The organism is Paraburkholderia acidicola (assembly GCF_002362315.1).
In the GTDB taxonomy this organism is placed as follows: Bacteria; Pseudomonadota; Gammaproteobacteria; order Burkholderiales; family Burkholderiaceae; genus Paraburkholderia; species Paraburkholderia acidicola.
The window spans coordinates 42,105-64,903 of sequence record NZ_MTZV01000003.1 but is presented as its reverse complement, the minus strand read 5'-3'; the positions used below and the strand labels follow the sequence as shown (position 1 = coordinate 64,903).

At 63.2% G+C, this 22,799-nt stretch carries 20 protein-coding genes; 15 read left to right on the top strand and 5 right to left on the bottom strand.

All coding sequences use genetic code 11. From position 1 onward, the window contains the following. Positions 1-23: 23 nt before the first annotated feature. The 12 genes from BWP39_RS07995 to BWP39_RS07940 all read left to right on the top strand — a co-directional run bounded on the left by BWP39_RS07995 (position 24) and on the right by BWP39_RS07940 (position 13,830). Complete coding sequence (locus BWP39_RS07995; protein WP_096718745.1) at positions 24-1,238, top strand: RluA family pseudouridine synthase; 1,215 nt, start codon at positions 24-26, stop codon at positions 1,236-1,238. Next, positions 1,235-2,083, top strand: a complete 849-nt coding sequence (pgeF, locus tag BWP39_RS07990; RefSeq protein ID WP_096718743.1) for a peptidoglycan editing factor PgeF — start codon at positions 1,235-1,237, stop codon at positions 2,081-2,083. Before BWP39_RS07995 ends, pgeF begins: the two co-directional genes overlap by 4 nt. A gap of 388 nt (positions 2,084-2,471) precedes the next feature. Continuing rightward, entirely contained in the window at positions 2,472-4,406 is a 1,935-nt protein-coding gene (gene phaC / locus BWP39_RS07985; protein WP_096718741.1) for a class I poly(R)-hydroxyalkanoic acid synthase, read from the top strand. 114 nt (positions 4,407-4,520) lie between these two features. Continuing rightward, complete coding sequence (locus BWP39_RS07980) at positions 4,521-5,702, top strand: acetyl-CoA C-acetyltransferase (RefSeq protein ID WP_096718739.1); 1,182 nt, start codon at positions 4,521-4,523, stop codon at positions 5,700-5,702. Between the two features lie 148 nt (positions 5,703-5,850). Beyond that, positions 5,851-6,591: a 3-ketoacyl-ACP reductase gene (locus BWP39_RS07975; RefSeq protein ID WP_091016488.1), complete on the top strand. Its 741-nt coding sequence runs from the start codon at positions 5,851-5,853 to the stop codon at positions 6,589-6,591. A gap of 130 nt (positions 6,592-6,721) precedes the next feature. After that, a complete protein-coding gene (phaR, locus tag BWP39_RS07970; protein WP_096718737.1) occupies positions 6,722-7,297 on the top strand; it encodes a polyhydroxyalkanoate synthesis repressor PhaR in 576 nt (191 codons plus the stop codon). A gap of 417 nt (positions 7,298-7,714) precedes the next feature. Beyond that, on the top strand, positions 7,715-8,536 hold the full coding sequence (locus tag BWP39_RS07965; RefSeq protein WP_096718735.1) for a type IV toxin-antitoxin system AbiEi family antitoxin domain-containing protein: 822 nt from the start codon (positions 7,715-7,717) through the stop codon (positions 8,534-8,536). 171 nt (positions 8,537-8,707) lie between these two features. Beyond that, entirely contained in the window at positions 8,708-9,028 is a 321-nt protein-coding gene (locus tag BWP39_RS32275) for a hypothetical protein (protein ID WP_235851397.1), read from the top strand. A gap of 176 nt (positions 9,029-9,204) precedes the next feature. Continuing rightward, positions 9,205-10,596: a 30S ribosomal protein S12 methylthiotransferase RimO gene (gene rimO / locus BWP39_RS07955; RefSeq protein WP_407944782.1), complete on the top strand. Its 1,392-nt coding sequence runs from the start codon at positions 9,205-9,207 to the stop codon at positions 10,594-10,596. Between the two features lie 138 nt (positions 10,597-10,734). Further along, the gene (gene bktB / locus BWP39_RS07950) at positions 10,735-11,919 is read left to right on the top strand and encodes a beta-ketothiolase BktB (RefSeq protein WP_096718733.1); all 1,185 of its coding nucleotides are present in this window, start codon (positions 10,735-10,737) and stop codon (positions 11,917-11,919) included. 50 nt (positions 11,920-11,969) lie between these two features. Continuing rightward, positions 11,970-12,578, top strand: coding sequence for a hypothetical protein (locus BWP39_RS07945; protein ID WP_096718731.1), 609 nt, complete (start codon positions 11,970-11,972; stop codon positions 12,576-12,578). 67 nt (positions 12,579-12,645) lie between these two features. Continuing rightward, a complete protein-coding gene (locus BWP39_RS07940) occupies positions 12,646-13,830 on the top strand; it encodes a cystathionine beta-lyase (protein WP_096718729.1) in 1,185 nt (394 codons plus the stop codon). 53 nt (positions 13,831-13,883) lie between these two features. On the opposite strand, the gene serB is transcribed toward BWP39_RS07940, so the two are convergent. Continuing rightward, entirely contained in the window at positions 13,884-14,723 is an 840-nt protein-coding gene (gene serB, locus BWP39_RS07935) for a phosphoserine phosphatase SerB (protein ID WP_096718727.1), read from the bottom strand. A 106-nt stretch (positions 14,724-14,829) separates the two neighbouring features. Further along, a complete protein-coding gene (locus BWP39_RS07930) occupies positions 14,830-15,774 on the bottom strand; it encodes a LysR family transcriptional regulator (RefSeq protein ID WP_096718725.1) in 945 nt (314 codons plus the stop codon). A gap of 167 nt (positions 15,775-15,941) precedes the next feature. On the opposite strand from BWP39_RS07930, the gene BWP39_RS07925 reads away from it, so the two are divergent. Then, positions 15,942-16,958 (top strand): zinc-binding alcohol dehydrogenase family protein, encoded by a 1,017-nt coding sequence (locus BWP39_RS07925; RefSeq protein WP_096718723.1) that lies wholly within the window; start codon positions 15,942-15,944, stop codon positions 16,956-16,958. Between the two features lie 203 nt (positions 16,959-17,161). Beyond that, a complete protein-coding gene (locus BWP39_RS07920; RefSeq protein ID WP_096718721.1) occupies positions 17,162-17,725 on the top strand; it encodes a DUF6013 family protein in 564 nt (187 codons plus the stop codon). 13 nt (positions 17,726-17,738) lie between these two features. Here the strand turns inward: BWP39_RS07920 and BWP39_RS07915 are convergent, their stop codons facing one another. After that, on the bottom strand, positions 17,739-18,548 hold the full coding sequence (locus BWP39_RS07915) for an ABC transporter permease (RefSeq protein ID WP_096718719.1): 810 nt from the start codon (positions 18,546-18,548) through the stop codon (positions 17,739-17,741). Further along, on the bottom strand, positions 18,545-19,258 hold the full coding sequence (locus BWP39_RS07910) for an ABC transporter ATP-binding protein (RefSeq protein ID WP_096718717.1): 714 nt from the start codon (positions 19,256-19,258) through the stop codon (positions 18,545-18,547). Before BWP39_RS07910 ends, BWP39_RS07915 begins: the two co-directional genes overlap by 4 nt. A gap of 103 nt (positions 19,259-19,361) precedes the next feature. Between BWP39_RS07910 and BWP39_RS07905 the strand changes: the two genes are divergently transcribed. Further along, on the top strand, positions 19,362-21,857 hold the full coding sequence (locus BWP39_RS07905) for an AsmA family protein (RefSeq protein ID WP_096718715.1): 2,496 nt from the start codon (positions 19,362-19,364) through the stop codon (positions 21,855-21,857). Positions 21,858-22,017: 160 nt separating this feature from the next. Here the strand turns inward: BWP39_RS07905 and BWP39_RS07900 are convergent, their stop codons facing one another. Then, positions 22,018-22,518 carry a hypothetical protein gene (locus tag BWP39_RS07900; RefSeq protein ID WP_096718713.1) on the bottom strand — a complete coding sequence of 167 codons (501 nt, stop codon included), beginning with the start codon at positions 22,516-22,518 and terminating at the stop codon, positions 22,018-22,020. Between the last annotated feature and the right edge of the window lie 281 nt (positions 22,519-22,799).

Here is a 22,799-nt window from a genome sequence, read left to right as displayed (position 1 = left end):
TACGTCCAGGTGACCCAGACTCGATGACCCGCTCTTATACTCCGGTAACCGCTGCCGGCGTCCAGAATAGCAACGAAGATTATAGCCCAGGTGCAGAGGCCGCCGACGCAGCAGGGGTGGATTCGCTCGACGACGACCTCGCGGGCGACGCGCTGGCGCCGCTTGCGATGGCCTCGACGGCGGCCGGATCGGCGGAAACGGCGCCGCGCGTGGTGGCGGTGCCGCCCGAACTTGCCGGCGAACGGCTCGACAAGGTCCTCGCAAAAGTATTTCCGGAATTTTCCCGCAATCGCCTGCAAAGCTGGATCGAGGCGCAGCGCGTGCGGGTGGATGGCGCGCCCGCGAAAATCCGTCAACCGGTGCCGCTCGATGCGGTCATCGAACTGATTCCCGATCTGCTGCCCGAACAACTCGCGTTCACGCCGGAACCCGTGCCACTGTCGATCGTGTACGAAGACGACACGCTCGTCGTCATCGACAAGCCCGCGGGTCTCGTCGTCCATCCGGCGGCCGGCAACTGGAGCGGCACCGTGCTGAACGGTCTGCTGCATCGCTATGGCGCCGCTGCGGCGGGGCTGCCACGCGCAGGCATCGTGCATCGACTCGACAAGGAAACGTCCGGCTTGATGGTGGTCGCACGCACGCTCGAAGCGCAAACCGACCTTGTGCGTCAGTTGCAGGCGCGTACGGTGAAGCGCAGATATCTCGCGCTCGTGTGGGGCAACGTGCGGGAAGAGGGCACCATCGATGCGCCGATCGGTCGCGATCCGCGCGAACGCACGCGCATGGCGATCGTTACCAGTGCGGCGGGTAAGGCAGCGCGCACGCACTTCCGGCGTATCGATAGCGCGGTGTGGGAGCGCCAGCCGGTATCGGCGATTCATTGCGATCTGGAAACCGGACGCACGCATCAGATTCGTGTGCATTGCGCGCACATCGGCCATCCGTTGCTCGGCGACCCAGTTTATGGCCGTGCGCGTGGCAAGCGTTCGGTGACGCCGCTGCCGGGCGACTTCGCGCGTCAGGCGCTGCACGCATGGCGCCTCGGCCTGATCCACCCGAAGACCGGCCGTCCGATGCAATGGCGCGCGACCGTGCCGGACGATATCGCGGCGCTGTCGGAGGCGCTTGGTTTCGGTCAAGGCAATGCGGACGAATACGACGACATGGACGACGACGTGTACGACCAGGACGACGCATCGTTCGATACGCATGACGGCGAGGACGATCACGCATGACGCTGCCCGACCTGACGCAGGCCGATATTCTGCAACCCGAGTGGCATGTCGCGTCGCGCGTGCGCGCGCTGGTCACGACGCGTAACGGTGGGGTGAGCGCGCCGCCGTTTGGTCGCTGGCGCGATGGTGTCGACAGTCCGGGTGGATTGAACCTTGGTTTGCGTGCAGGAGACGATCCGGCGGCAGTTCTCGAGAACCGTGCGCGTCTGAAGCAGTTTGCGGGTATCCAGGACACCGCGCAGGAGCCTGCGTGGCTTCAGCAGATTCACGGCGCAGACGTTGTCAACGCCGACGATGTGCTCGCGCGCCAGCGCGAAGGCGGCGCTCCGACACTAGCGGATGCGAGCGTCAGCAACGTGCCCGGCACCGTTTGCGTCGTGATGATCGCCGATTGCATGCCGGTGCTGCTGTGCGACCCGGACGGCCGCGCAGTCGGCGCGGCGCATGCCGGCTGGCGCGGACTTGCGGCGGGTGTCATCGAGAACACCGCGCAGCGGATTGCGCAGCTTGCGGCCGTAGAGACGACAGTGCTGCACGCATGGCTCGGTCCGTCGATCGGACCCGCCGCGTTCGAAGTCGGCGCGGATGTTCGTGACGCATTCATGAACGAGGCCACACCCGATGAACGCGGCGCGACTGCGCAAGCGTTCGTCGCGCATCCCGATACGCCGGGCAAATATCTCGCCGATCTGCCTGCGCTCGCACGCATACGATTGCGGCGTATCGGCGTCACGCAGATTGTTGGTGGAGAACACTGCACGGTCACCGAACGCGAGCGTTTCTTCTCATATCGCCGCGATCGCGACACGGGCCGCATGGCTGCATTGATCTGGCTTGCGAATTGAAATCTGGCGTCGGGGTATAGGCATCGGCGGTGCGGTGGTTTTGCTGCATCGCGTGGCTGCCATGCGCTTTGGCGGTTTCGCGCGCCACGTACACATGCGATTCGCAAAATGCCTTGTTTCAACACCACTCGAATGGCCGCATTTTTATGCGCACGAGATTGCCCATCGCCCGGAAAGCCGCGCCACAAGCGGCACATGGGGAAAACGATAATTAAAAAAATATCGCACTGCGGCAAAATCCGGGACAAGCATTGACATGCCTTGCGATGGGGAGCAAGAATGTTTCCCACACACGGAACAGGGCGTGACGAGGTCGCGAGCAATCGCCCACGTGCGCGAGAAACCTGCCTCTCAACCGTCCGCAAGGACTCACCGGTCTAAAGCAGGTATGGCTGCATCACAACAATCCCCGAATTCTTCCCGTACGGATACATCAGGCCGCGAGCCACAACTGCAGCAACCGCAACAACCCGCGGGCGCACAGCAATGGTTCGACGCCTGGACGAAAGCATGGCAGTCGGTCGCTGTGCAGGCTGGGGCGAACGGTGCCTCACCCATGTCAGCGACGTCCCCCATGTCGCCATTTGCAGCGATGCCCGATCTGAGCCAGTTCGCCGCTACATTGCAGCCGTTCATGCAACCGCTCGCGGGACTGAAGCTGCCTTCCGCATCGATTCCGCAGGAGCGTCTTCAGCAGTTGCAGGGCGATTATTCGCGCGAAGCGATGCAACTGATCCAGCAGGCGTCGGAAGCGAAGCCACAGGTTCCCGCATTGAAAGATCGCCGCTTCAGCGCACAAGCGTGGAGCGAGACACCCGCGTATGCGTTCACGGCCGCATGGTATCTGCTGAATGCGCGCTATCTGCACGAGCTCGTCGATGCGCTCGATGCTGAACCGAAGACCCGCGAACGTATCCGCTTCGCAGTCCAGCAGTGGACCGCGGCCGCTTCGCCGAGCAACTTCTTTGCGCTCAATCCTGAAGCGCAAAAGACCTTGCTCGACAGCCAGGGCGAGAGCTTGCGGCATGGTGTGCAGAATCTGCTCTCCGATCTGCAACGCGGCAAGATTTCGCAGACCGACGAATCGGGTTTCGTGGTCGGCAAGAATCTGGCGAACACCGAAGGCTCGGTGGTATTCGAAAACGATCTCATCCAGTTGATCCAGTACAAGCCGCGCACGGCGACCGTGCGCGAACGGCCGCTGCTGATCGTCCCGCCGTGCATCAACAAGTTCTACATTCTCGATCTGCAGCCGGAGAACTCGCTCGTCGCGCACGGGCTCGACTCCGGTCATCAGGTGTACATGATTTCGTGGCGCAATGCGGACGCATCGATTGCGCACAAGACGTGGGACAACTACGTCGACGAAGGCGTGCTCACCGCCATCGAAACCGTGCGACGTATCAGTGGACGCGAGCAGATCAACACGCTTGGGTTTTGCGTCGGCGGCACGATGCTCGCTACGGCGCTCTCGGTTGCGGCGGCGCGTGGGGAACATCCAGCGGCGTCGATGACGCTGCTCACCGCGATGCTCGACTTCTCGGACACCGGTGTGCTCGATGTTTTCGTCGACGAGGCGCACGTGCAGATGCGCGAACAGACGATCGGCGGAAAGAACGGTACGCAGCCGGGCCTGATGCGCGGCCTTGAATTCGCGAATACGTTTTCGTTCCTGCGACCCAACGATCTCGTGTGGAACTACGTCGTCGACAACTATCTGAAGGGCCGCACGCCGGTGCCATTCGATCTGCTGTACTGGAACAGCGATTCGACCGGACTGCCTGGACCGATGTACGTCTGGTATCTGCGCAACACGTACCTCGAAAACCGCTTGCGCGAACCGAACGCGCTTACCGTGTGCGGCGAAGCGGTCGACCTGTCGCGCATCGACGTGCCGACCTTCGTCTACGGTTCGCGCGAAGACCACATCGTGCCGTGGAAGACGGCCTATGCTTCGGTGCCGCTACTCACCGGGCCGCGGCATTTTGTGCTCGGCGCGTCGGGACACATCGCGGGCGTGATCAATCCGCCGGCAAAGAACAAGCGCAGCTACTGGGTGGTGAAGGACGCTGACAACGAAACAGCGAAGAGCACCGGGAAGACCGCCGCGAAAACGGCGAAGGGTAGCCGTAAGACGCTGCCCGCCGCCGCCGATGACTGGTTCGACGCTGCTCAAGAAATCCCTGGCAGCTGGTGGCCCGAATGGACCCAATGGCTCGATCAGTACGGCGGCAAGAAGGTGAAACCGCCTGCACAGGCCGGTTCCGCCGACTACCCGGTCATCGAGGCGGCGCCTGGCCGCTATGTGCAGAAGCGCGATTGAAGCAACGGAATGTTTGAGCGCCGACTGCATGCCGACGCGGACATAAAGAAGTGGGTGGTTTTTTAACTTGACGGGTGGCGGAGCGACTGGCCGCAGCACCCGGAGGAAACGGAAATGACTGATGTAGTGATCGTATCGGCCGCCCGTACGGCAGTCGGCAAATTCAGCGGTTCGCTTGCGAAAATCGCCGCACCCGAACTCGGCGCCACGGTGATCCGTGCTGTTCTCGAACGCGCGGGCCTGAAGCCCGAGCAGGTTAGTGAAGTGATCCTGGGCCAGGTGCTGGCAGCGGGCTCCGGCCAGAACCCGGCGCGGCAGTCGTTGATCAAGGCGGGCTTGCCCACATCGGTACCGGGCCTGACGATCAACAAGGTGTGCGGCTCCGGCCTGAAAGCCGTGATGCTTGCAGCCAACGCGATCATTGCCGGCGACGCCGACATCGTGATTGCCGGTGGTCAGGAAAACATGAGCGCGGCACCGCACGTGCTGCCGGGTTCGCGCGATGGTTTCCGCATGGGCGATGCGAAGCTGATCGACACGATGATCGTCGACGGGTTGTGGGACGTGTACAACCAGTACCACATGGGCATTACCGCGGAGAACGTCGCGAAGGAATACGGCATCACGCGCGAACAGCAGGATGCGTTCGCGGCGCTGTCGCAGAACAAGGCGGAGGCTGCGCAAAAGGCGGGCCGTTTCGACGCGGAAATCGTTCCGGTGGAAATCCCGCAACGCAAGGGCGAACCGCTGCGCTTCGCCACCGACGAATTCGTGCGCCACGGTGTCACGGCCGAATCGCTCGCGGGCCTGAAGCCGGCGTTCACGAAGGAAGGCACGGTGACGGCGGCGAACGCGTCGGGGCTTAACGACGGCGCGGCCGCGGTCATCGTGATGTCGGCGAAGAAGGCAGAAGCGCTCGGGCTTACACCGCTTGCGCGGATCAAGGCATACGCCAACGCGGGCGTCGATCCGAAGGTCATGGGCATGGGCCCGGTGCCGGCTTCACGTCGTTGTCTGGAACGTGCTGGCTGGACACCCGGCGATCTCGACCTGATGGAAATCAACGAAGCGTTTGCCGCGCAGGCGCTGGCGGTGCATCAGCAGATGGGCTGGGACACATCGAAGATCAACGTGAACGGCGGCGCAATCGCGATCGGCCATCCGATCGGCGCATCCGGCTGCCGTATTCTCGTGACGCTGCTGCACGAAATGCAGAAGCGCGATGCAAAGCGCGGCCTCGCGTCGCTGTGCATCGGCGGCGGGATGGGTGTGGCGCTGGCCGTCGAACGCGTGTGATTCGATGAAGAGTGCGTCCGTGCACTGCGGGCGCACTCGAAGCAGGATGCAGCCGCGCCCCTGAAGCAACGGGGAGTGGCTGGGCAGTAAAGGCGAGGACGGAGGTTGCCGGGCGGCAGCCTCGCAAAACGATAATGGAGTGTGGTTTATGTCTCAGCGAATTGCGTACGTAACAGGCGGTATGGGCGGCATCGGCACGAGCATCTGCCAGCGTCTGCACAAGGAGGGTCTGAAAGTCGTGGCCGGCTGCGGTCCGAACAGTCCGCGTCGCGTCAAGTGGCTCGAAGACCAGAAGGCGCTCGGTTACGATTTCATCGCGTCGGAAGGCAATGTCGGCGACTGGGATTCGACCAAAGATGCGTTCGACAAGGTCAAGGCCGAAGTCGGTGAGATCGACGTGCTCGTGAACAACGCCGGCATCACGCGCGACGTCGTGTTTCGCAAGATGACGCGTGAAGACTGGACGGCCGTGATCGACACGAACCTGACGAGCCTCTTCAACGTGACGAAGCAGGTAATCGACGGCATGGTGGAGCGCGGCTGGGGCCGCATCGTCAACATCTCGTCGGTGAATGGCCAGAAAGGGCAATTCGGGCAAACCAACTATGCAACGGCGAAGGCGGGCATCCACGGTTTCACGATGTCGCTGGCGCAGGAAGTGGCCACCAAGGGCGTGACGGTGAATACCGTTTCGCCGGGCTACATCGGCACGGACATGGTGAAGTCGATCCGCCCCGACGTGCTCGAAAAGATCGTCGCCACGATTCCGGTGCGCCGCCTCGGGCAACCGGAAGAAATCGGTTCGATCGTCTCGTGGCTGGCATCGGACGAAGCGGGTTTCTCGACGGGTGCCGATTTTTCGCTGAACGGTGGCCTGCATATGGGCTGATCCATACGGTGCCCGTCGTGGGTGGGCATTGAATGGTTCAGATGTTTCCGGCGGCGTCTCGCACACGCAATGATCCATTGCGTATGGCAGGGCGTCGTCATTGCGCTTTATCGGCGCTCAAGGGCGTTACATGACGACTACTACAAAGAAGACGGCCGAACGACTCATCAAGAAATATCCGAACCGTCGGCTGTATGACACGGAGACGAGCACGTACATCACGCTGGCCGACGTCAAGCAACTCGTGCTCGATCAGGAAGACTTCAAGGTCATCGATGCGAAGAGCAACGAAGACCTGACGCGGGCCATCCTGCTGCAGATCATTCTCGAAGAGGAAAGCGGCGGCCTGCCGATGTTCTCATCGTCGATGCTGTCGCAGATCATCCGCTTCTACGGCCACGCGATGCAGGGCATGATGGGCACCTACCTGGAGAAGAACATCCAGGCGTTCATCGATATTCAGGCAAAGCTCGCCGACCAGTCGAAAAACCTGGTCGAAGGCAAGGCGATGAACCCGGAGGTCTGGTCGCAGTTCATGAACATGCAGGCACCGATGATGCAAGGCATGATGACCAGCTACATCGAGCAGTCGAAGAACATGTTCGTGCAGATGCAGGAACAGATGCAGACCCAGGCGAAATCGATGTTCAGCAATTTTCCGTTTACGCAGCCTGTGCCGAATAGTACGGAGCCTGAGAAGAAGTAGTGGTGTGGCGCTGTGCTGATGTCGGTCCAGCGCGGCTGCGGTGGGCCGCGTGCAACTCCGGTTGGGCGTGATGCGCCCATTCTTCTCCTTCCGTGAGTGCCTTGGGCGGACATGACGCGCTGGATTGCGCGCGTCATGCTTCGTGGTGTGGATGGAAATCAAATAGCAAACCCGAGTCCGCTTCCCCGCCGAAAGTGGCATGCGTTAGCTTCAACTGGCCTTAATAAGGCAGTCGAAATAAGTCAACTCGACGTTGTAAGGGTGAGGAGGGGCCGGTGGATTTTCTTGTGGCCAGTGCAGCTTGACTGACATCTGGTTTATTTTTCTCAAAAAAAGATCACTCTGGGTGGTCTTTTTTCTTCCCCATCAAACCTCCACGACTTGGCGAAAGTTTAAAGAAAGTGTATTTTGATCACTATGAGTGATCAAAATACGGGAAAGTTAAACCCGCTGTTGGCCGAACTGGGCGATACGAGCCTGGTGTCGAGTCGCTGGTTGAGGGTTCATGGCTACTCCAACAGCCTCGTCGCGCGCTACGTGCGCAGCGGCTGGCTGGTGTCGCCGACGCGCGGCGTCTACATGCGCAAGGGTGGGCGCCTGCAGTGGGAAGGCGTGGTTCGCAGCCTGCAGGTCAGCGAGGGCATGCCGCTGCACGTGGGGGGCCGCTTTGCGCTAAGCCTGCAGGGACACGAGCACTACCTGCGTCTAGGCGATGCCGGCACGATCACCCTGTATGGGGGGCAGCGACCACCGGCATGGCTGGGCAATCTGTCTCTGGCGCAGCGCTTCGAGTATCTGGGCAAGGGGCCATTCGATTGGCCGCCGGTGTCGTTCACGGCGGAGGTACTGGCGACGGCGCTGTCCGACCAGGGGCTGGCGTGGCATCAGGCCGCGCCCGGTGCCGATGCGCTGGTTTGTTCCACGCCGGAACGCGCCATGCTGGAGTTGTGCGATGACGTGTCGGACGCTGCCTTGATCTACGAGGTGGACGCGCTGATGCAGGCGATGACCACCCTGCGGCCGCAGCGGGTCGGTTTGTTACTGCGCCATTGCCGCAGCATCAAGGCCAAACGGCTGTTCCTGGCGTTGGCCGAGCGCCATCGGCATGCATGGCTGTCGCATGTGCCGCTGGATAGCGTCGATCTGGGGCGGGGAAAACGCGCGCTAGTGCCTGGCGGCCGCTTGCATCCGATTTACCAGATTACCTTGCCGGGGGACCTCGATGAACACCTGGCTTGACCGCTGGGACCGGCGTTACACCGACCGCGTACGACTGCTGGTCGAGATTTTGCCGGTGCTGGCGCAGGAGCCATGCTTTGCACTCAAAGGCGGTACGGCGATCAACCTCTTCGAGCACGACCTGCCCCGGTCTGCAGCCCCAAGCCTGCCTGGGAGATGCTGGCGCCTCGCGTGCCTGCAGATTTTTCAGCGACCTTCGAGGCGCACTTCAGGGGTATGACGGCCGAACCCGTCGAAGCCGATGTCTTGCTGACCAATCATCGGCACCTGTTGTTGCGGGTGGCCGGGTGGCTGGATGAGCCGTCGTGCGCGTTTCTACGATCCATCGAGGATGAGCGGCCGGACTTCGATCTAATCGGACTTCCGCACGTTGCAGAATTACCGGCCGTGCGGCACAAACTGGGTAACCTGGTACGGCGCAGCGACGCCAAGCGTGCCGCGGATCGGAGTCTGCTGGAAGAAACGCTGGTGCGGATCGTCGGCGCCAGATGAGGCGAGGGGCACACGCGATCACTCACGACGCACAGGTGCCGACAACCTGTCAAAAAATCCCGGCACGATGCTTTTCCTGATTCGACGGGTCCCAGGGCGCCGCGAAGGTAAAATAGCGCAACTCCCCAGCCACCGGCATCGCCGGCCGGCCCCCCGTACAGAACTGGAAGTGACCGTTGAAAACCCACCTGGAATCCAATACCAAGCCCGTTTCCCCGCCGAAAGTGGGGTTCGTCAGCCTCGGCTGTCCCAAAGCCCTGGTCGATTCGGAGCAGATCATCACGCAACTGCGCGCCGAAGGCTATGAAATCTCCGGTACCTACGACGGCGCCGATCTCGTCGTGGTCAACACCTGCGGCTTCATCGACGAAGCCGTACAGGAAAGCCTCGATGCAATCGGCGAAGCGCTGACCGAGAACGGCAAGGTAATCGTAACCGGCTGCCTCGGGGCAAAAAAGAGCGCAAGCGGTTCGGGCCTGATCGAAGAAGTTCATCCGAAGGTGCTGGCCGTGACCGGCCCGCACGCGCTCGGCGAAGTGATGCAGGCAGTGCATAACCATCTGCCGAAACCGCATGACCCGTTCGTCGATCTCGTGCCGGCCGCCGGCATCAAGCTCACGCCGCGCCACTACGCCTACCTGAAAATCTCCGAAGGCTGTAACCACCGTTGCACGTTCTGCATCATTCCGTCGATGCGCGGCGATCTCGTCTCGCGTCCGGTTGCCGAGGTGATGCTCGAAGCGGAGAACCTGTTCCGCTCGGGCGTGAAGGAACTGCTCGTCATCTCGCAGGACACGAGCGCATACGGCGTCGATGTGAAGTACCGCACCGGTTTCTGGAACGGCCGTCCGCTGAAGACGCGCATGACCGATCTGGTCGGCGCGCTCGGCGAACTCGCCGCGCAGTACGGCGCGTGGGTCCGTCTGCACTACGTGTATCCGTATCCGAGCGTCGACGAAGTGATTCCGATGATGGCAGAGGGTCCGCTGAAGGGCCACGTGCTGCCGTATCTCGATGTGCCGTTCCAGCATGCGCATCCCGACGTGCTCAAGCGTATGAAGCGCCCCGCGAACGCGGAAAAGGTGCTGGAGCGCGTGCGTGCGTGGCGCGAGATCTGCCCTGATCTGACTATTCGAAGCACGTTTATTGCGGGTTTCCCGGGCGAGACCGAAGCGCAGTTCGAGACGCTGCTCGACTTCATCCGCGAGGCTGAACTCGATCGCGTAGGGTGCTTCGCCTATTCGCCGGTGGAAGGCGCGAGCGCGAACGAACTCGACGGTGCGTTGCCCGACGAGGTGCGCGAAGCTCGCCGTGCGCGCTTCATGGAAGTCGCAGAAGAGGTGTCGGCGCAGCGCATTGCCCGCAAGGTCGGCAAGACGCTGAAGGTGCTCGTCGATGAACTGAATGCAGAAGGCGGCGTGGGCCGGACCGCGGCCGATGCGCCCGAGATCGACGGCGTGGTGTATATCGAGCCGGCGAAGAAAGCATCGAAGCGCTACAAGGTCGGTGATTTCGTGTCGGTGAAGATCACCGGTGCGGATGGCCACGATCTGTGGGGCGAGGTCTGACACGATCGCGTAATCGTCGAGCGGACGCTGGCATATACACAACACGCTGTGTTTCAGCGGGCGAGACACGGTGTTCGAATCGACGAAGCGAATCAACCAAGCGAATCAACCTGAAACTGAGAGAGCGAGGAGCGAATCATGCAACGTGACGTGGTAGTGGCAAGCGGCGTACGTACCGCAATCGGCGACTTCGGCGGTCGCCTGAAGGATTTCTCTCCCACCGATCTTGGCGCACGGGTCGTGCGCGAAGTGCTGTCGCGCGCGAATGTCGCGGGCGACGAAGTCGGCCACGTCGTGTTCGGCAACGTCGTGCATACCGAACCGAAAGACATGTACCTTGCCCGCGTGGCCGCGATCAACGGTGGCGTGGCGCAGCACGCGCCCGCGCTCACGGTGAACCGTCTGTGCGGTTCCGGCCTGCAGGCCATCGTGTCGGCGGCGCAGGGCATCCTGCTAGGCGATGCGGATATCGCGATCGGCGGCGGCGCCGAGAATATGAGCCGTGCGCCCTACACGATGCCGGCCGCACGCTTCGGACAGCGCATGGGCGATGCGCGCATCGTCGACATGATGCTCGGCGCACTGAACGACCCGTTCCAGTCGATTCACATGGGTGTGACCGCCGAGAACGTCGCGCAGAAATACGGCATTAGCCGCGATGCGCAGGACGCCCTGGCACTCGAATCACACCGCCGCGCAGCACACGCAATCGAGTCCGGTTATTTCACCGAGCAGATCCTGCCGGTCTCGCTCGCCTCGAAGAAGGGCGATACGCTTTTCGCGACGGACGAGCACGTACGCATGAATGCGACGGCTGACGATTTTTCGAAGCTACGTCCGGTGTTCGCAAAAGAAAACGGTACGGTGACGGCCGGCAACGCATCGGGGATCAACGACGCAGCCGCAGCAGTCGTGCTGATGGAGCGCAGCGTGGCTGAGCGCCGCGGCATCAAGCCGCTCGCGCGACTCGTTGCCTATGCGCATGCCGGTGTGGACCCGGCCTACATGGGCATCGGCCCGGTCCCGGCCACGCGCAAGGTGCTCGAACGCGCGGGGCTGACGGTTGCCGATCTCGACGTGATCGAAGCCAACGAGGCGTTCGCTGCGCAAGCGTGCGCGGTGACCCAGGAGCTCGGCCTCGATCCTGCGAAGGTCAATCCGAACGGCTCCGGTATTTCGCTCGGTCATCCGATCGGTGCGACGGGTGCGCTGATCACCGTGAAGGCGTTGTACGAACTGCAGCGCATCGGTGGGCGCTATGCGCTCGTGACGATGTGTATCGGCGGCGGGCAGGGCATTGCTGCGATATTCGAACGGCTCTGAGCGGTTGCGTAGTCACGCAGGGCAATCACAAGCAAGCAAGGAAGACAGGCATGCAGGATTCACAATCGATGAAGCACGCGGTAGCTCGACGCGGACGGACGGTGAATGCGACGGCTGCTGCGTGCGTCGCGTGTGCCGCGCTCGTTGCGCTCGCCATACCAGCCCACGCATGGGCGCAGAGCGACGCGGTCAAGGAACTGGCCGCTCCCGCACCAATCCAGTTGCCGCTGAAACCAGGCGCAGAATTCGCAAAGTTTCCGCGCTATGCCGGCACGCTGGGCAAGCGTCAGATCGTGCTGCGGCTCGGCCCGAAAACCGACGATCCATCCGGTGTGCACGGCGAATATCAGTTCGCCGATACGGGCGAAGTAATCCTGATCGCCGGTGACCGCGACAACGATACGCTCGAAGTCGAAGAGTCCAACGACGGTACCCATATCACCGGCAACTGGGTCGGCAAATTCGCCGCTGACGGGTCGCTGGCCGGCGATCGCATGAATGTCGACGACTCCGATCCGCAACCGTTCGATCTGCGCCCGCTTGCGGCAGGGCAAACCGCGCCGTCACCGGCAACTGCGAGCGCGCCCGCAGCCGCAGCTGCAGCGAAAACAGGCGGCCAGCCGGTCGGCGGCATCAGCAACCTGACCACCGGCGAATGAACCCGCGTTTTACACGCCGCGCTACATCGCCTGCAGTCTCCGAAGAAGATCCAACCCAGATTCCATCATGACGAAATCCCATTCCAGCCACGAGTTGCAAACGCGCATCGTGCATCCGGAAGACGATCTGCCGCCGGGCTACGCATCGTTCTCGGTGCCGGTGACCCGCGCATCGACGGTCGTGTTTCCCGATCTCGCAACGATGCGCGCACTCGACTGGCGCAACGATGCCGCGTGGCGCTATGGCCTGCACGCCACGCCGACGTCAATGACGCTCGCACAGCGTCTTGCCGCTCTCGAAGGCGGCAAGCATGCGCTGCTGCAACCGTCCGGACTGTCGGCGATCTCGAACGTGTACTTCGGCCTCGTCAAGGCCGGCGATGACGTGCTGATTCCCGACAACGTGTATTCGCCGAATCGCGATCACGGCGACTGGCTCGCGAAAGATTTCGGCATTACCGCGCGCTACTACGATCCGATGATCGGCGCCGGCATCGCCGACCTGATCCTGCCGAACACACGGCTGATCTGGATCGAGGCACCCGGCTCGGTGACGATGGAAGTGCCCGACGTGCCGGCCATTACCGCCGCCGCACGCGCACGCGGCGTCGTGACTGCGATCGACAACACGTGGTCGGCGGGGCTTGCGTTCCGGCCGTTCGATCACGGTGTCGACATCTCGGTGCAGGCGTTGACGAAGTATCAGTCGGGCGGCGCCGACCTGCTGATGGGCGCGACGATCACCGTCGATCGCGAGCTGCATCTGAAGCTGAAGCTCGCGCGGATGCGCATGGGCATCGGCGTGTCGTCCGACGACTGCTCGCTGGTCCTGCGCAGCCTGCCGAGCATGAAGGTGCGCTTCGAGCAGCACGACCGCACCGCGCTTGCGCTGGCACACTGGCTGAAGACGCGGCCGGAGATCGCCGCGGTGTTACATCCCGCGCTGCCCGACTGTCCGGGCCACGAATTCTTCAAGCGCGATTTCAGCGGTGCGGGTGGGTTGTTCTCGGTGGTGTTCGATGAGCGCTATAGCGCCGCGCAGATCGATACGTTCTGCGAGTCGCTCGAACTGTTTGCGATAGGCTGGAGCTGGGGTGCCGCGCAGAGTCTTGCGATGCCGTACGACATCGCCTCGATGCGCACCGAGGCGCAGTGGCCGCATCGCGGCACGCTGGTGCGTTTCTTTATCGGTCTTGAGGAAGAGGCCGATCTGCGGGCGGATATCGAAGCGCGTCTCGCCGCGCTGAAGTAGGTCGACACGCGAGGTCCCGGCATGCGGACCTGTACGCATGCAGGCGCGCTGCATCAGAACAACCGCAGCAGCCCGTCGAGCCCAACGCGATCGAACGCGACGCTAGCCGCTTCGCGCACGATCGGTTTGGCGCGAAACGCAACCGACAGTCCGGCTGCCGCCATCATCTCCAGGTCGTTCGAACCGTCGCCCATCGCGATCGCACGTGACGGCTCGATGCCGAGTTGCGCACAGGTTTCGCGCAGCGTGCGCGCTTTCACTTCCGCGTCGACGATCTCGCCGGTCACACGTCCCGTCAGCTTGCCGTCGACGATTTCAAGCGTGTTCGCGTGTGCAAAATCGAGGCCAAGGCGCGTACGCAGTTTCTCGGTGAAGAACGTGAATCCGCCGGACACGAGCAAGGTTTTCAGGCCGGCGGCTTTCGCACCGGCCAGCATCCGTTCCGCACCCAGGGACAGTTGCAGCCGCTCATCGTAGACACGTTCGAGCGCACTCGCGTCGAGCCCTTTGAGCAACGCGACACGGCGCGTCAGGCTCTCGTTGAAGTCCTTGATCTCGCCGCGCATCGACGCTTCGGTAATGGCCGCGACTTCTGCCTTCACGCCGCAGAAATCCGCGATCTCATCGATGCATTCGATCGTGATCAGCGTCGAATCCATGTCCATCGTCAGAAGCCCGAAGTCGCGCAGTTGCCGGCCCGGCTCAACGAATGCGTAGTCGAGGTCGTGCGTGTGGCAGTACACATCGAGATCGCCGCGTTGTGCAGGGTCGGCGCCGTCGATGCGGATCGCGTGCGTATCGATGACCGTCGCACGTTTGCCGCGCGCGAGCCCGACGAGCGGCTTGTGATGTTCCGGACCGATTGGCGTGAGACTTTGGATGACGAGGTTCATGAAGACGCGGGGCAGGGACGCGGAGTGGGCCAGCCTCGCGCGGGATGCGCAGGGCAACAGGCAATCCAGCATTGTACCGGGTCGGCACGGCGCAACCGGGCCGCGCCTAGGTGCCAGGCTCGCGATCCCAGTACGGCGGATCGCCGAAATGCGCGGCGAGGAAATCGATGAATGCCACTGTCTTGGGCGGCACGAATGCGCGGCTCGGGTAGACGGCCCAGAGCGCGACCGTCTTCGCGAGCGGGTAGCTGTCCAGCACGGTGACGAGTTCGCCGCTGCGCAGGTAGGGCGCGACGTCCCATGTCGATCTCAGCGCGATACCGAAGCCCGCCAGCAGCGCGTCGCGGAGCACTTCGCCGTTATCGGCGTCGAGCCGGCCGCCCACACGGACATTGAGATGACCTGCCGGTGTGACGAAGCCCCAGTCGCGCTGGTTCGATAGCACGATGCATTCGTGCGCGGTGAGGTCCGACGGATGATGCGGCGTGCCCCGCTCGGCCAGATAGGCGGGCGAGCAGCAGATGACGCGCCGGTTCTCGGCGAGCCGGCGCGCGACCAGCGACGAATCCTTCAGCGCGCCGATCCGGATCGCGACATCGACGCCGGCGTCGATCAGATCGACGAGCTGATCCGTGACACGCAGATCGATGCTCACGCCCGGATGACGGCGCAGGAATTCGGGTATGACCGGCGACACATGCTGCCGCCCGAACGACGACGACATCGCAACGCGTAGCCGCCCCTGCGGTTCGGCCTGCGCCCGCCCGACCGATGCGCGCGCCGCGTCGGCCGCGTCGAGCAGCGTCTGCGCCTGCACCATGAAGACTTCACCGTCCTGGGTGAGACTGATCCGGCGTGTGGTTCGATGCAGCAGCCGCGCGCCGAGCAGCCGTTCGAGCTGCGCGATCCGCGCGCTAGCCACCGCCGCCGACAGCCCGAATTCCCGCCCCGCCGCCGAAACGTTGGCAAGCAGTGCGGCACGCATGAACAACGCGACATCGAGCAGATCGAGCCGGTCGCGTTGGGTGTGGGGAGCAGGAGAAAGCGCCATTTTTCTGAAAATCAAAAAGATGTTTCAGTCATTATGACTGTTTTCAAAGAATAACCAAGGTTCTACGATGGCATTCATCGGATCGGCCAGTCGCACCGTGATTACGGGCGCTGCCGGTCCCGGAGTCCTCCATCTTCATCGATCCGTATCAAGAAACAGGAGCTGTCATGAAAGCCATCGGTCTGCATCGCTATCTGCCCATCGATCATCCCGAAGCACTGCTCGACGTCGAGTTGCCGCACCCGCAGGCAAGCGGCCGCGATCTGCTCGTGAAGGTCGAAGCCATTTCCGTGAACCCCGTGGATTACAAGGTGCGCTCGCCGAAGGACGCCGTCGAGAAGACGCCGCGCGTGCTCGGCTGGGATGCGGCCGGCACGGTCGCCGCAGTCGGTCCCGACGTGACGCTGTTCAAGGTCGGCGATCCGGTGTTCTACGCAGGCAGCATCACGCGGCCTGGCGCGAACAGCGAATATCACCTGGTGGACGAGCGCATCGTCGGGCGCAAGCCGGCTTCGCTCGATTTTGCGCATGCTGCCGCGCTGCCGCTCACCGCGATCACCGCATGGGAAGCGCTGTTCGACCGGCTCGGCGTGTCGCCGCAGGGCGAGGATGAAGGGCGCTCGGTGCTGATCATCGGCGGGGCGGGTGGGGTTGGCTCGATCGGCATCCAGCTCGCGAAACAGCTCGGCAAGCTGAAGGTGATTGCGACCGCGTCGCGGCCGGCGTCGGCGAAGTGGGCCACCGAACTGGGCGCGGACCATATCGTCGATCACTTCGGCGACATGCCCGCACAGCTGAAGCAGCTCGGTATTGAACAGGTCGACTATGTGCTGATCTTCAACGATACGGACACGCATTTTCCCGCCGCGGCAGCAATCGTGAAACCGCAGGGCGGCATCTGCACGATCGTCGAGAACAACAAGCCGGTCGAGATCGAACTGTTGAAGGCGAAGAGCGCAGCGTTCCATTGGGAATTCATGTTCACGCGCTCGATGTTTGGTACACCCGACATGATCGAACAACACAAGCTGCTGACCGAAGTCGCGCGGCTCGTCGATGCCGGCACGCTGCGCACGACGGTTGGCGAGAACCTGGGTCCGATCAATGCTGACAACGTGCGGCGCGCGCACCGGATGCTCGAGGAAGGGCGCGCGATCGGCAAGCTGGTGCTGAGCGGGTTCTGATGCAGAACGGCTAGCGTGCTTACGGCAGGACGTCGCGTACCGGTGAAAGGAAAACGGGAAACGACGCCGCCGCAAGCGGGGTAACACCTGATCCACGCGAGGCGCGCAAGCCGTCGCTTGGCGGTAGACTGGCAGGGCTTCATGCTTAGAACGGCTGCGCGACCTCGACGGACCGCGCAGCGGCACAACAACGAGGTGACAGTATGAGCCCGAGCTTCAGACTTTCCGCCGTTGCTGCTATTTCTGCCGCCTGCCTTGCCTGCGGGCTTGTCACGATTTCGTCTTCCGCGCTCGCGGCGACACCGATCAAGATCACGTCCCAGGCCGCGCTCGATGGCCCGATCCGCTACACGCTGAAGATCACCTCGAAGCAGTTCGGCAACGCCCAGGACACGCGCACGATCCGCTCCGGCCAGTCCGACGACTACACATGGAAGACCGTGCCGCCAGGCGGCCCGATTGCGGCCCCTGAGTCCTGTCCCGATTACGCGTCGCTACCGCTCGACGCGAACGGCGCGATGATCCGGCAGATTCAGGTGCGCCTCGCGCCGGTCGTCGGTGCTGACGGTACCGCGACAGTTCAACTGAATTTTCAGGCGCAGACGCCGCGTGGCACGAAGAACGTGACCCAGGCGGGCAAGACGCTGAAGTGTCCGAGTGCGTTGATGACGAGTCAGATCGTTCGCTTCACAATGCCGACCAGTGGCAGCACGAAAACGGTCACGCTCAGCGACGGCACAGAGATCGTGTTGTCGGCGAAGCGCTGACGCACACACTGGATCAACGGCGCGCTGATGTATTGCGTTCCACCAGCCGCGACGCAAGGAAGCGGTGCTCCGGCGAAAACACGCGCCGGTACGTGAGCAGCACGGCACCGACGGTGCCGAGCGCCGACGATGCGGCGATCAGAAACATGATGACGATCTGGTAGCGAACCGCCTGCAATGGCGACTGGCCCGCCAACACCTGGCCCGTCATCATGCCTGGCAGGCTCACGACGCCGACGACAGCCATCTGGTTCAGCGTCGGCATCATGCCTGCGCGTACGGCCTGGCGTGCCGGTTCCTGAGCCGCTTCCCAGCGCGTCGCGCCGAGCGCGAGCGCCATCTCGACGCGGTCGCGCCGCGCGGTCAGTTCATCGATCATCCGCTCGATACCCAGCGATACCCCGGTCAGCGTATTGCCGAGAATCATGCCGAGTATCGGAATCGCATATTGCGGCTCGTACCACGGGCGAATCCGGATCACGGCGAACAGTCCCACCGCTGCCACCAGCCACGAACTGACCCAGATCGACACGATGCTGTCGGCACGCTGACCCACGTAGGTACGCGAGCCGCGCTGCGCGCCTGCGAAGCCGGCGATCAGCGTCATCAGCGCCATCAGCGGGAGCACGACGAACCAGCGGTCGTAGCTGAAGACCCAGCCGAGTACATAGCCAATCGCGAGCAACTGCACGACGGTGCGCAACGCGGCCCACGCGAGCTTGCGTTCGAGATCGAGCTTCAGCGCCACCGACAGCGCGCCGTTCACGACGATCAGCAGCACCGCGATGCCGAGGTCCCAGAGACTGAGGTTCTGCAGCATCATCGTGTGGTGTTCTCGCGGTCGAGGGAAGCTTGGGGCGCTTCATCGAGCACACCCGCTTGCATGGTCAGGTGCCGTTCGCTCATGCGTTCGGCCTGGGCGGGATCGTGCGATACCCATATCGAGGCGCGTGCTGCGCCGGCGTCGAACCATGCGCCGATGAGTCCCTCGATCGCATGCGATGATGCCGGGTCGAGCGAAGCGGTAGGCTCGTCGAGCAGCAGCACATCGGGGTCGAGCTGCAACACGCGGATCAAGGCCGCGATCTGCGCTTCGCCGCCGGACAGCTCGCTTGCCCGCCGGTCGAGGAAATCGCTGTCGCGACCGGCCTGTGCCGCGAGCGATGCGACACGCTCGCGCTCGAACTGCAGGTCGCGGTAGGCACGCAATGTGAACGGATAACGCAGGTTGTCTTCGACGGTGCCGTCGAGTAGCGCCGGCCGTTGACGGATATAGGCGATGCTGCGGCGATAGCGCGGAATGGCTGGACGCGCGACGCGTTTGCCACGCCACTCGACGTGGCCGCCATCGAGCGGATCGAGCAGTGCAAGCGCACGCAGGAACACGCTCTTGCCCGAGCCCGACGGCCCGGTGATCGACAGGCGCTCGCCGCCATGTAGCGCGAGGCGGGCTGGATGCAGGAGCCAGCGGCCATGCTGTGGGTCGCGGCGCGCGATGTCGGTTGCGGCAACAAGGGGGAACGCGGAAGTCATCGGGGCTGGGCTGGTGCGCCTTTTGCAGTGTTTGACGGATATCGTTGCGAACCGGGCACGGGCTGTGCTGTCCTACCGGTATCAGAAAAACAAGGGAGTTTTCATGGTGTCGTCGCTCAACCTCGGAAAAACGGTTGGCAAGATCATCGCATGGCTGCTGGCGATTATCGTGGTTCTGGTGGCTGCGTTGGCCGTTTTCATCGTGACCTTCGACTGGAATCACGCGCGGCCTTGGGTGAACGATAAAGTGAGTCAGGCTATCGGCCGGCCATTTGCGATCGAGGGCGATCTGAAGGTTGGCTGGCAACACCCGGCTGGCGAAATCGGCTGGCGTGCATGGGTGCCATGGCCGCGCTTCTCGGCGGCCAATATCACGGTGGCCAATCCGGACTGGACGAAACAGCCGCACTTCGCGACGCTCGATGAAATCGATTTTCAGGTCGAAGTGCTGCCGCTCCTTACGCATGACATCGTCATTCCTTCAATCAACCTCGTGAATCCGTCCGTGGATCTCGAGCGGCTTGTCGATAACCGCAATAACTGGACCTTCAATCTGCCGGCGTCGTCCGGGCCATCCGAGTGGAAGCTCAATCTGCACGACATCGCGTTCTCGAAAGGTTATGTCGCACTGGCTGACCAGAAATCGAAGACCGATGTGAAAGTGACGATCGATACGCTCGGTCAGCCGATCCCGGTCGGCGAAGTCATGAAGCAGCAGGAAGCGGCATCGCGCAGTGCGTCCGCGCAGGTGGTCGGCAAGCAGGGCGCGCGGCGGCTTGCGGCGCAGTCGGCGGCGGCTTCCGCGGCGGCCGCGGCTTCGGAGGCATCGGCTGCCGCTGCGGCTGCGGCTTCGGCGGTGTCGGAGCCCCTGGCAGTGTCGGAAGCCACAGCGGCCTCGGGGGTGTCCGACGCCACGACGGGCGCGCAGACGGCTTCGGCGTCTTCAGCCGTGTCCGGCGCAGCAGCCGGAGCGCAGACAGCGTCCACGTCTTCTTCCGCAAGCGCAACCACGGCGCCGCGCGTAGCGAAACCGGACGTGCAGGCCTATTCGCTCGGCTGGACCATCAAAGGCACTTACAACCACACGCCGCTCTCCGGCAGCGGCAAGGTCGGCGGTGTGCTGGCGCTGCAGGATGCGGACCGGCCATTCCCGATCCAGGCCGACGTGAAGGCGGGCGACCTGCGCGTCGCGCTGGTCGGCACGCTGACCGATCCGGCGCACCTCGCCGCGCTCGACCTGCGCCTGTGGCTGCAAGGCACGAGCATGGCGCATCTGTATGCGCTGACCGGCGTGACGCTGCCCGATACGCCGCCTTACGCAACCGATGGCCGCCTGATCGGCCAGTTCCGCCGCAGCGCCAGCACGTTCCGTTATGAAAACTTTACGGGGCGGGTGGGTGGCAGCGATCTGAACGGTACGCTGAGTTATACGCAGCGCGAGCCGCGGCCGCTGCTGCAGGGCGAACTGGTATCGAACCTGCTGCAATTCGCCGATCTTGCACCGATCATCGGCGCCGACAGCAAGGCGAGCAAGGCCAAACGCGGCGATACCACGCAGCAGCCGGCCGGCAGGGTACTGCCGGTCGAGCCGTTCCGCACCGATCGCTGGAAAGCGATCGACGCCGACGTCAAGTTCACGGGCCGGCGCATCATCAAGGACGCGGATCTGCCGATCACCGACCTCTACACGCATATCGTGATGACCGACGGCGTGCTGTCGCTGACGCCGCTGCGCTTCGGCGTGGCAGGCGGGACGCTTAGCTCCGACATTCACCTCGATGGCAGCTCGACGCCGCTGAAAGGCCGCGTATCGACCTCGGCGCGTCACCTGAAGCTCAAACAGCTGTTTCCGACCTTCAAGACGATGCAGAGCGCGCTTGGTGAAATCAATGGCGATGCGGCGCTGTCGGCCACCGGCAACTCGCCGGCGGCGCTTGCTGCGACGTCGAACGGCGAGGTGAAGACGCTCGTGACGCAGGGCACCGTGAGCCGCCTGCTGATGGAAGCAGCGGGGCTGAACGTCGCGAATGTGGTCTACGAGAAGATGTTCGGCGGCAAGGACGTGAAGATCAATTGCGCGGCGGCGGATTTCGTCGCGACGAACGGTGTGCTCGATGCGCGCGTATTTGCGCTCGATACCGACGATGCGGTGATCAATATCGACGGCCACATCGACCTGCGCGACGAGTCGCTCGATCTCGGCATTCATCCGCACACGAAGGGCTTCCGCATCTTTTCGCTACGTTCGCCGCTGTATGTGAAGGGCACGTTCAAGGACCCGCATGTCGGCGTGGACGTCGGCGCACTGGCGTTGCGCGGCGGCGCGATGGTCGGACTGGGGCTGCTCAATCCGTTCGCCGCGCTGATTCCGCTGATCGCGCCCAGCAACAACAAGGCCTTGCCATGCAGCGAATTGCTGGCTCAGGTGAACAGCAAGCCGAGCGCGCCGCCGCCGGGGCAGAAGGAAAAGCCCCAACCGCCACTGAAAGGTGCGCCCGGAGCGTCGCCGATGTCGCCTGCGTCGGCGGCTGCCAAGGACAAGCCCGCCACGGCTCGCACACTGGCGCCCGCCGACGCTGCCGCATACAAGGGAAGTTGATCTCCGCGGCGTAGCACCGCAGCAGATGCAGATGCGACGACGCCCCAGTAACGGGGCGTCGTAATTTGAAGCATCGGAGAACTGTACCTGACCTGGTGGCCCCGGAGGCGGGGCCTGGCGGAGGGGCTAGCGGCAGGCGATACGCGATAGCCCGGGCACCTCAGCGCAGCGATCGCGGTGTCGCATCACCCGACGCATTGCGCCGCACACCGCGCCGCGCGCCGCCACCGCCGGCCGCGCGGGTTGCACCGAATTCGGGCAGCACCCGGCTGCGCGCACGGCTCGCGAACACCAGAAAACCGAAGCCATCGGCTTCGTACCAGTACCCGCCGTTCTCAAGGCCATCGAGCGGCTGTTCCAGCGCATTGGCAATCGATTCAATGCAGCGGCGGCGCAGTTCCGCCACGGCCGGATACGGAGGCTGTGCGCCGCGGACGCTGCACAACAGCACGTCGAGCCCCGGCAGCACGTGTGCATAAAGCACCGGCTCGTCCTGTGCACGGGCCCGCGTGATCTTCGTGTCGAGCTGGCCGAACGGCTTGAAATGCTTCAGCACGGCGAGGAACGACTCATCGCCGTCCACCTTCGCGCGCCTACGCTTCTTCGGGAAGGACATAAAAATTCGCCTGAAAAAGAATTGCAAAAAACGCAGCGTCCTCATGCGACCACTCCCGGCTTCGCGCGCCGCACGTCGATCTTTTATAGCATACGAAAATGCCGGATTCACGACGATTCGACGGCTCGCGGCGACCCAACCGGACTACTGTCGCCGTGCGAACCATGCCGAACCGGCACCCCGCACACCCTCGCATTCCCTGTACCGCTGTCTTCATCATAGACTCACGCGCCGAAGTATGTCTTCCGTCACCGATAAAAAAGCGCGGCTTCTGTGCTCCAGCGCCCGTCCGGCGCACATTGAAATATCTCAAATTCGCGTCGATA

What these genes read in the sequence shown, in the direction of transcription:
- bktB (WP_096718733.1), top strand. Translation starts at nt 10,735, where the DNA reads ATGCAACGTGACGTGGTAGTGGCAAGCGGCGTACGTACCGCAATCGGC.
- BWP39_RS07910 (WP_096718717.1), bottom strand. Translation starts at nt 19,258, where the DNA reads ATGACTTCCGCGTTCCCCCTTGTTGCCGCAACCGACATCGCGCGCCGC.
- BWP39_RS07930 (WP_096718725.1), bottom strand. Translation starts at nt 15,774, where the DNA reads ATGGCGCTTTCTCCTGCTCCCCACACCCAACGCGACCGGCTCGATCTG.
- BWP39_RS07920 (WP_096718721.1), top strand. Translation starts at nt 17,162, where the DNA reads ATGAGCCCGAGCTTCAGACTTTCCGCCGTTGCTGCTATTTCTGCCGCC.
- BWP39_RS07965 (WP_096718735.1), top strand. Translation starts at nt 7,715, where the DNA reads ATGAGTGATCAAAATACGGGAAAGTTAAACCCGCTGTTGGCCGAACTG.
- serB (WP_096718727.1), bottom strand. Translation starts at nt 14,723, where the DNA reads ATGAACCTCGTCATCCAAAGTCTCACGCCAATCGGTCCGGAACATCAC.
- BWP39_RS07980 (WP_096718739.1), top strand. Translation starts at nt 4,521, where the DNA reads ATGACTGATGTAGTGATCGTATCGGCCGCCCGTACGGCAGTCGGCAAA.
- BWP39_RS07905 (WP_096718715.1), top strand. Translation starts at nt 19,362, where the DNA reads ATGGTGTCGTCGCTCAACCTCGGAAAAACGGTTGGCAAGATCATCGCA.
- BWP39_RS07900 (WP_096718713.1), bottom strand. Translation starts at nt 22,518, where the DNA reads ATGAGGACGCTGCGTTTTTTGCAATTCTTTTTCAGGCGAATTTTTATG.
- BWP39_RS07940 (WP_096718729.1), top strand. Translation starts at nt 12,646, where the DNA reads ATGACGAAATCCCATTCCAGCCACGAGTTGCAAACGCGCATCGTGCAT.
- BWP39_RS07995 (WP_096718745.1), top strand. Translation starts at nt 24, where the DNA reads ATGACCCGCTCTTATACTCCGGTAACCGCTGCCGGCGTCCAGAATAGC.
- BWP39_RS07975 (WP_091016488.1), top strand. Translation starts at nt 5,851, where the DNA reads ATGTCTCAGCGAATTGCGTACGTAACAGGCGGTATGGGCGGCATCGGC.
- pgeF (WP_096718743.1), top strand. Translation starts at nt 1,235, where the DNA reads ATGACGCTGCCCGACCTGACGCAGGCCGATATTCTGCAACCCGAGTGG.
- BWP39_RS07925 (WP_096718723.1), top strand. Translation starts at nt 15,942, where the DNA reads ATGAAAGCCATCGGTCTGCATCGCTATCTGCCCATCGATCATCCCGAA.
- phaR (WP_096718737.1), top strand. Translation starts at nt 6,722, where the DNA reads ATGACGACTACTACAAAGAAGACGGCCGAACGACTCATCAAGAAATAT.
- BWP39_RS07945 (WP_096718731.1), top strand. Translation starts at nt 11,970, where the DNA reads ATGCAGGATTCACAATCGATGAAGCACGCGGTAGCTCGACGCGGACGG.
- BWP39_RS07915 (WP_096718719.1), bottom strand. Translation starts at nt 18,548, where the DNA reads ATGATGCTGCAGAACCTCAGTCTCTGGGACCTCGGCATCGCGGTGCTG.
- phaC (WP_096718741.1), top strand. Translation starts at nt 2,472, where the DNA reads ATGGCTGCATCACAACAATCCCCGAATTCTTCCCGTACGGATACATCA.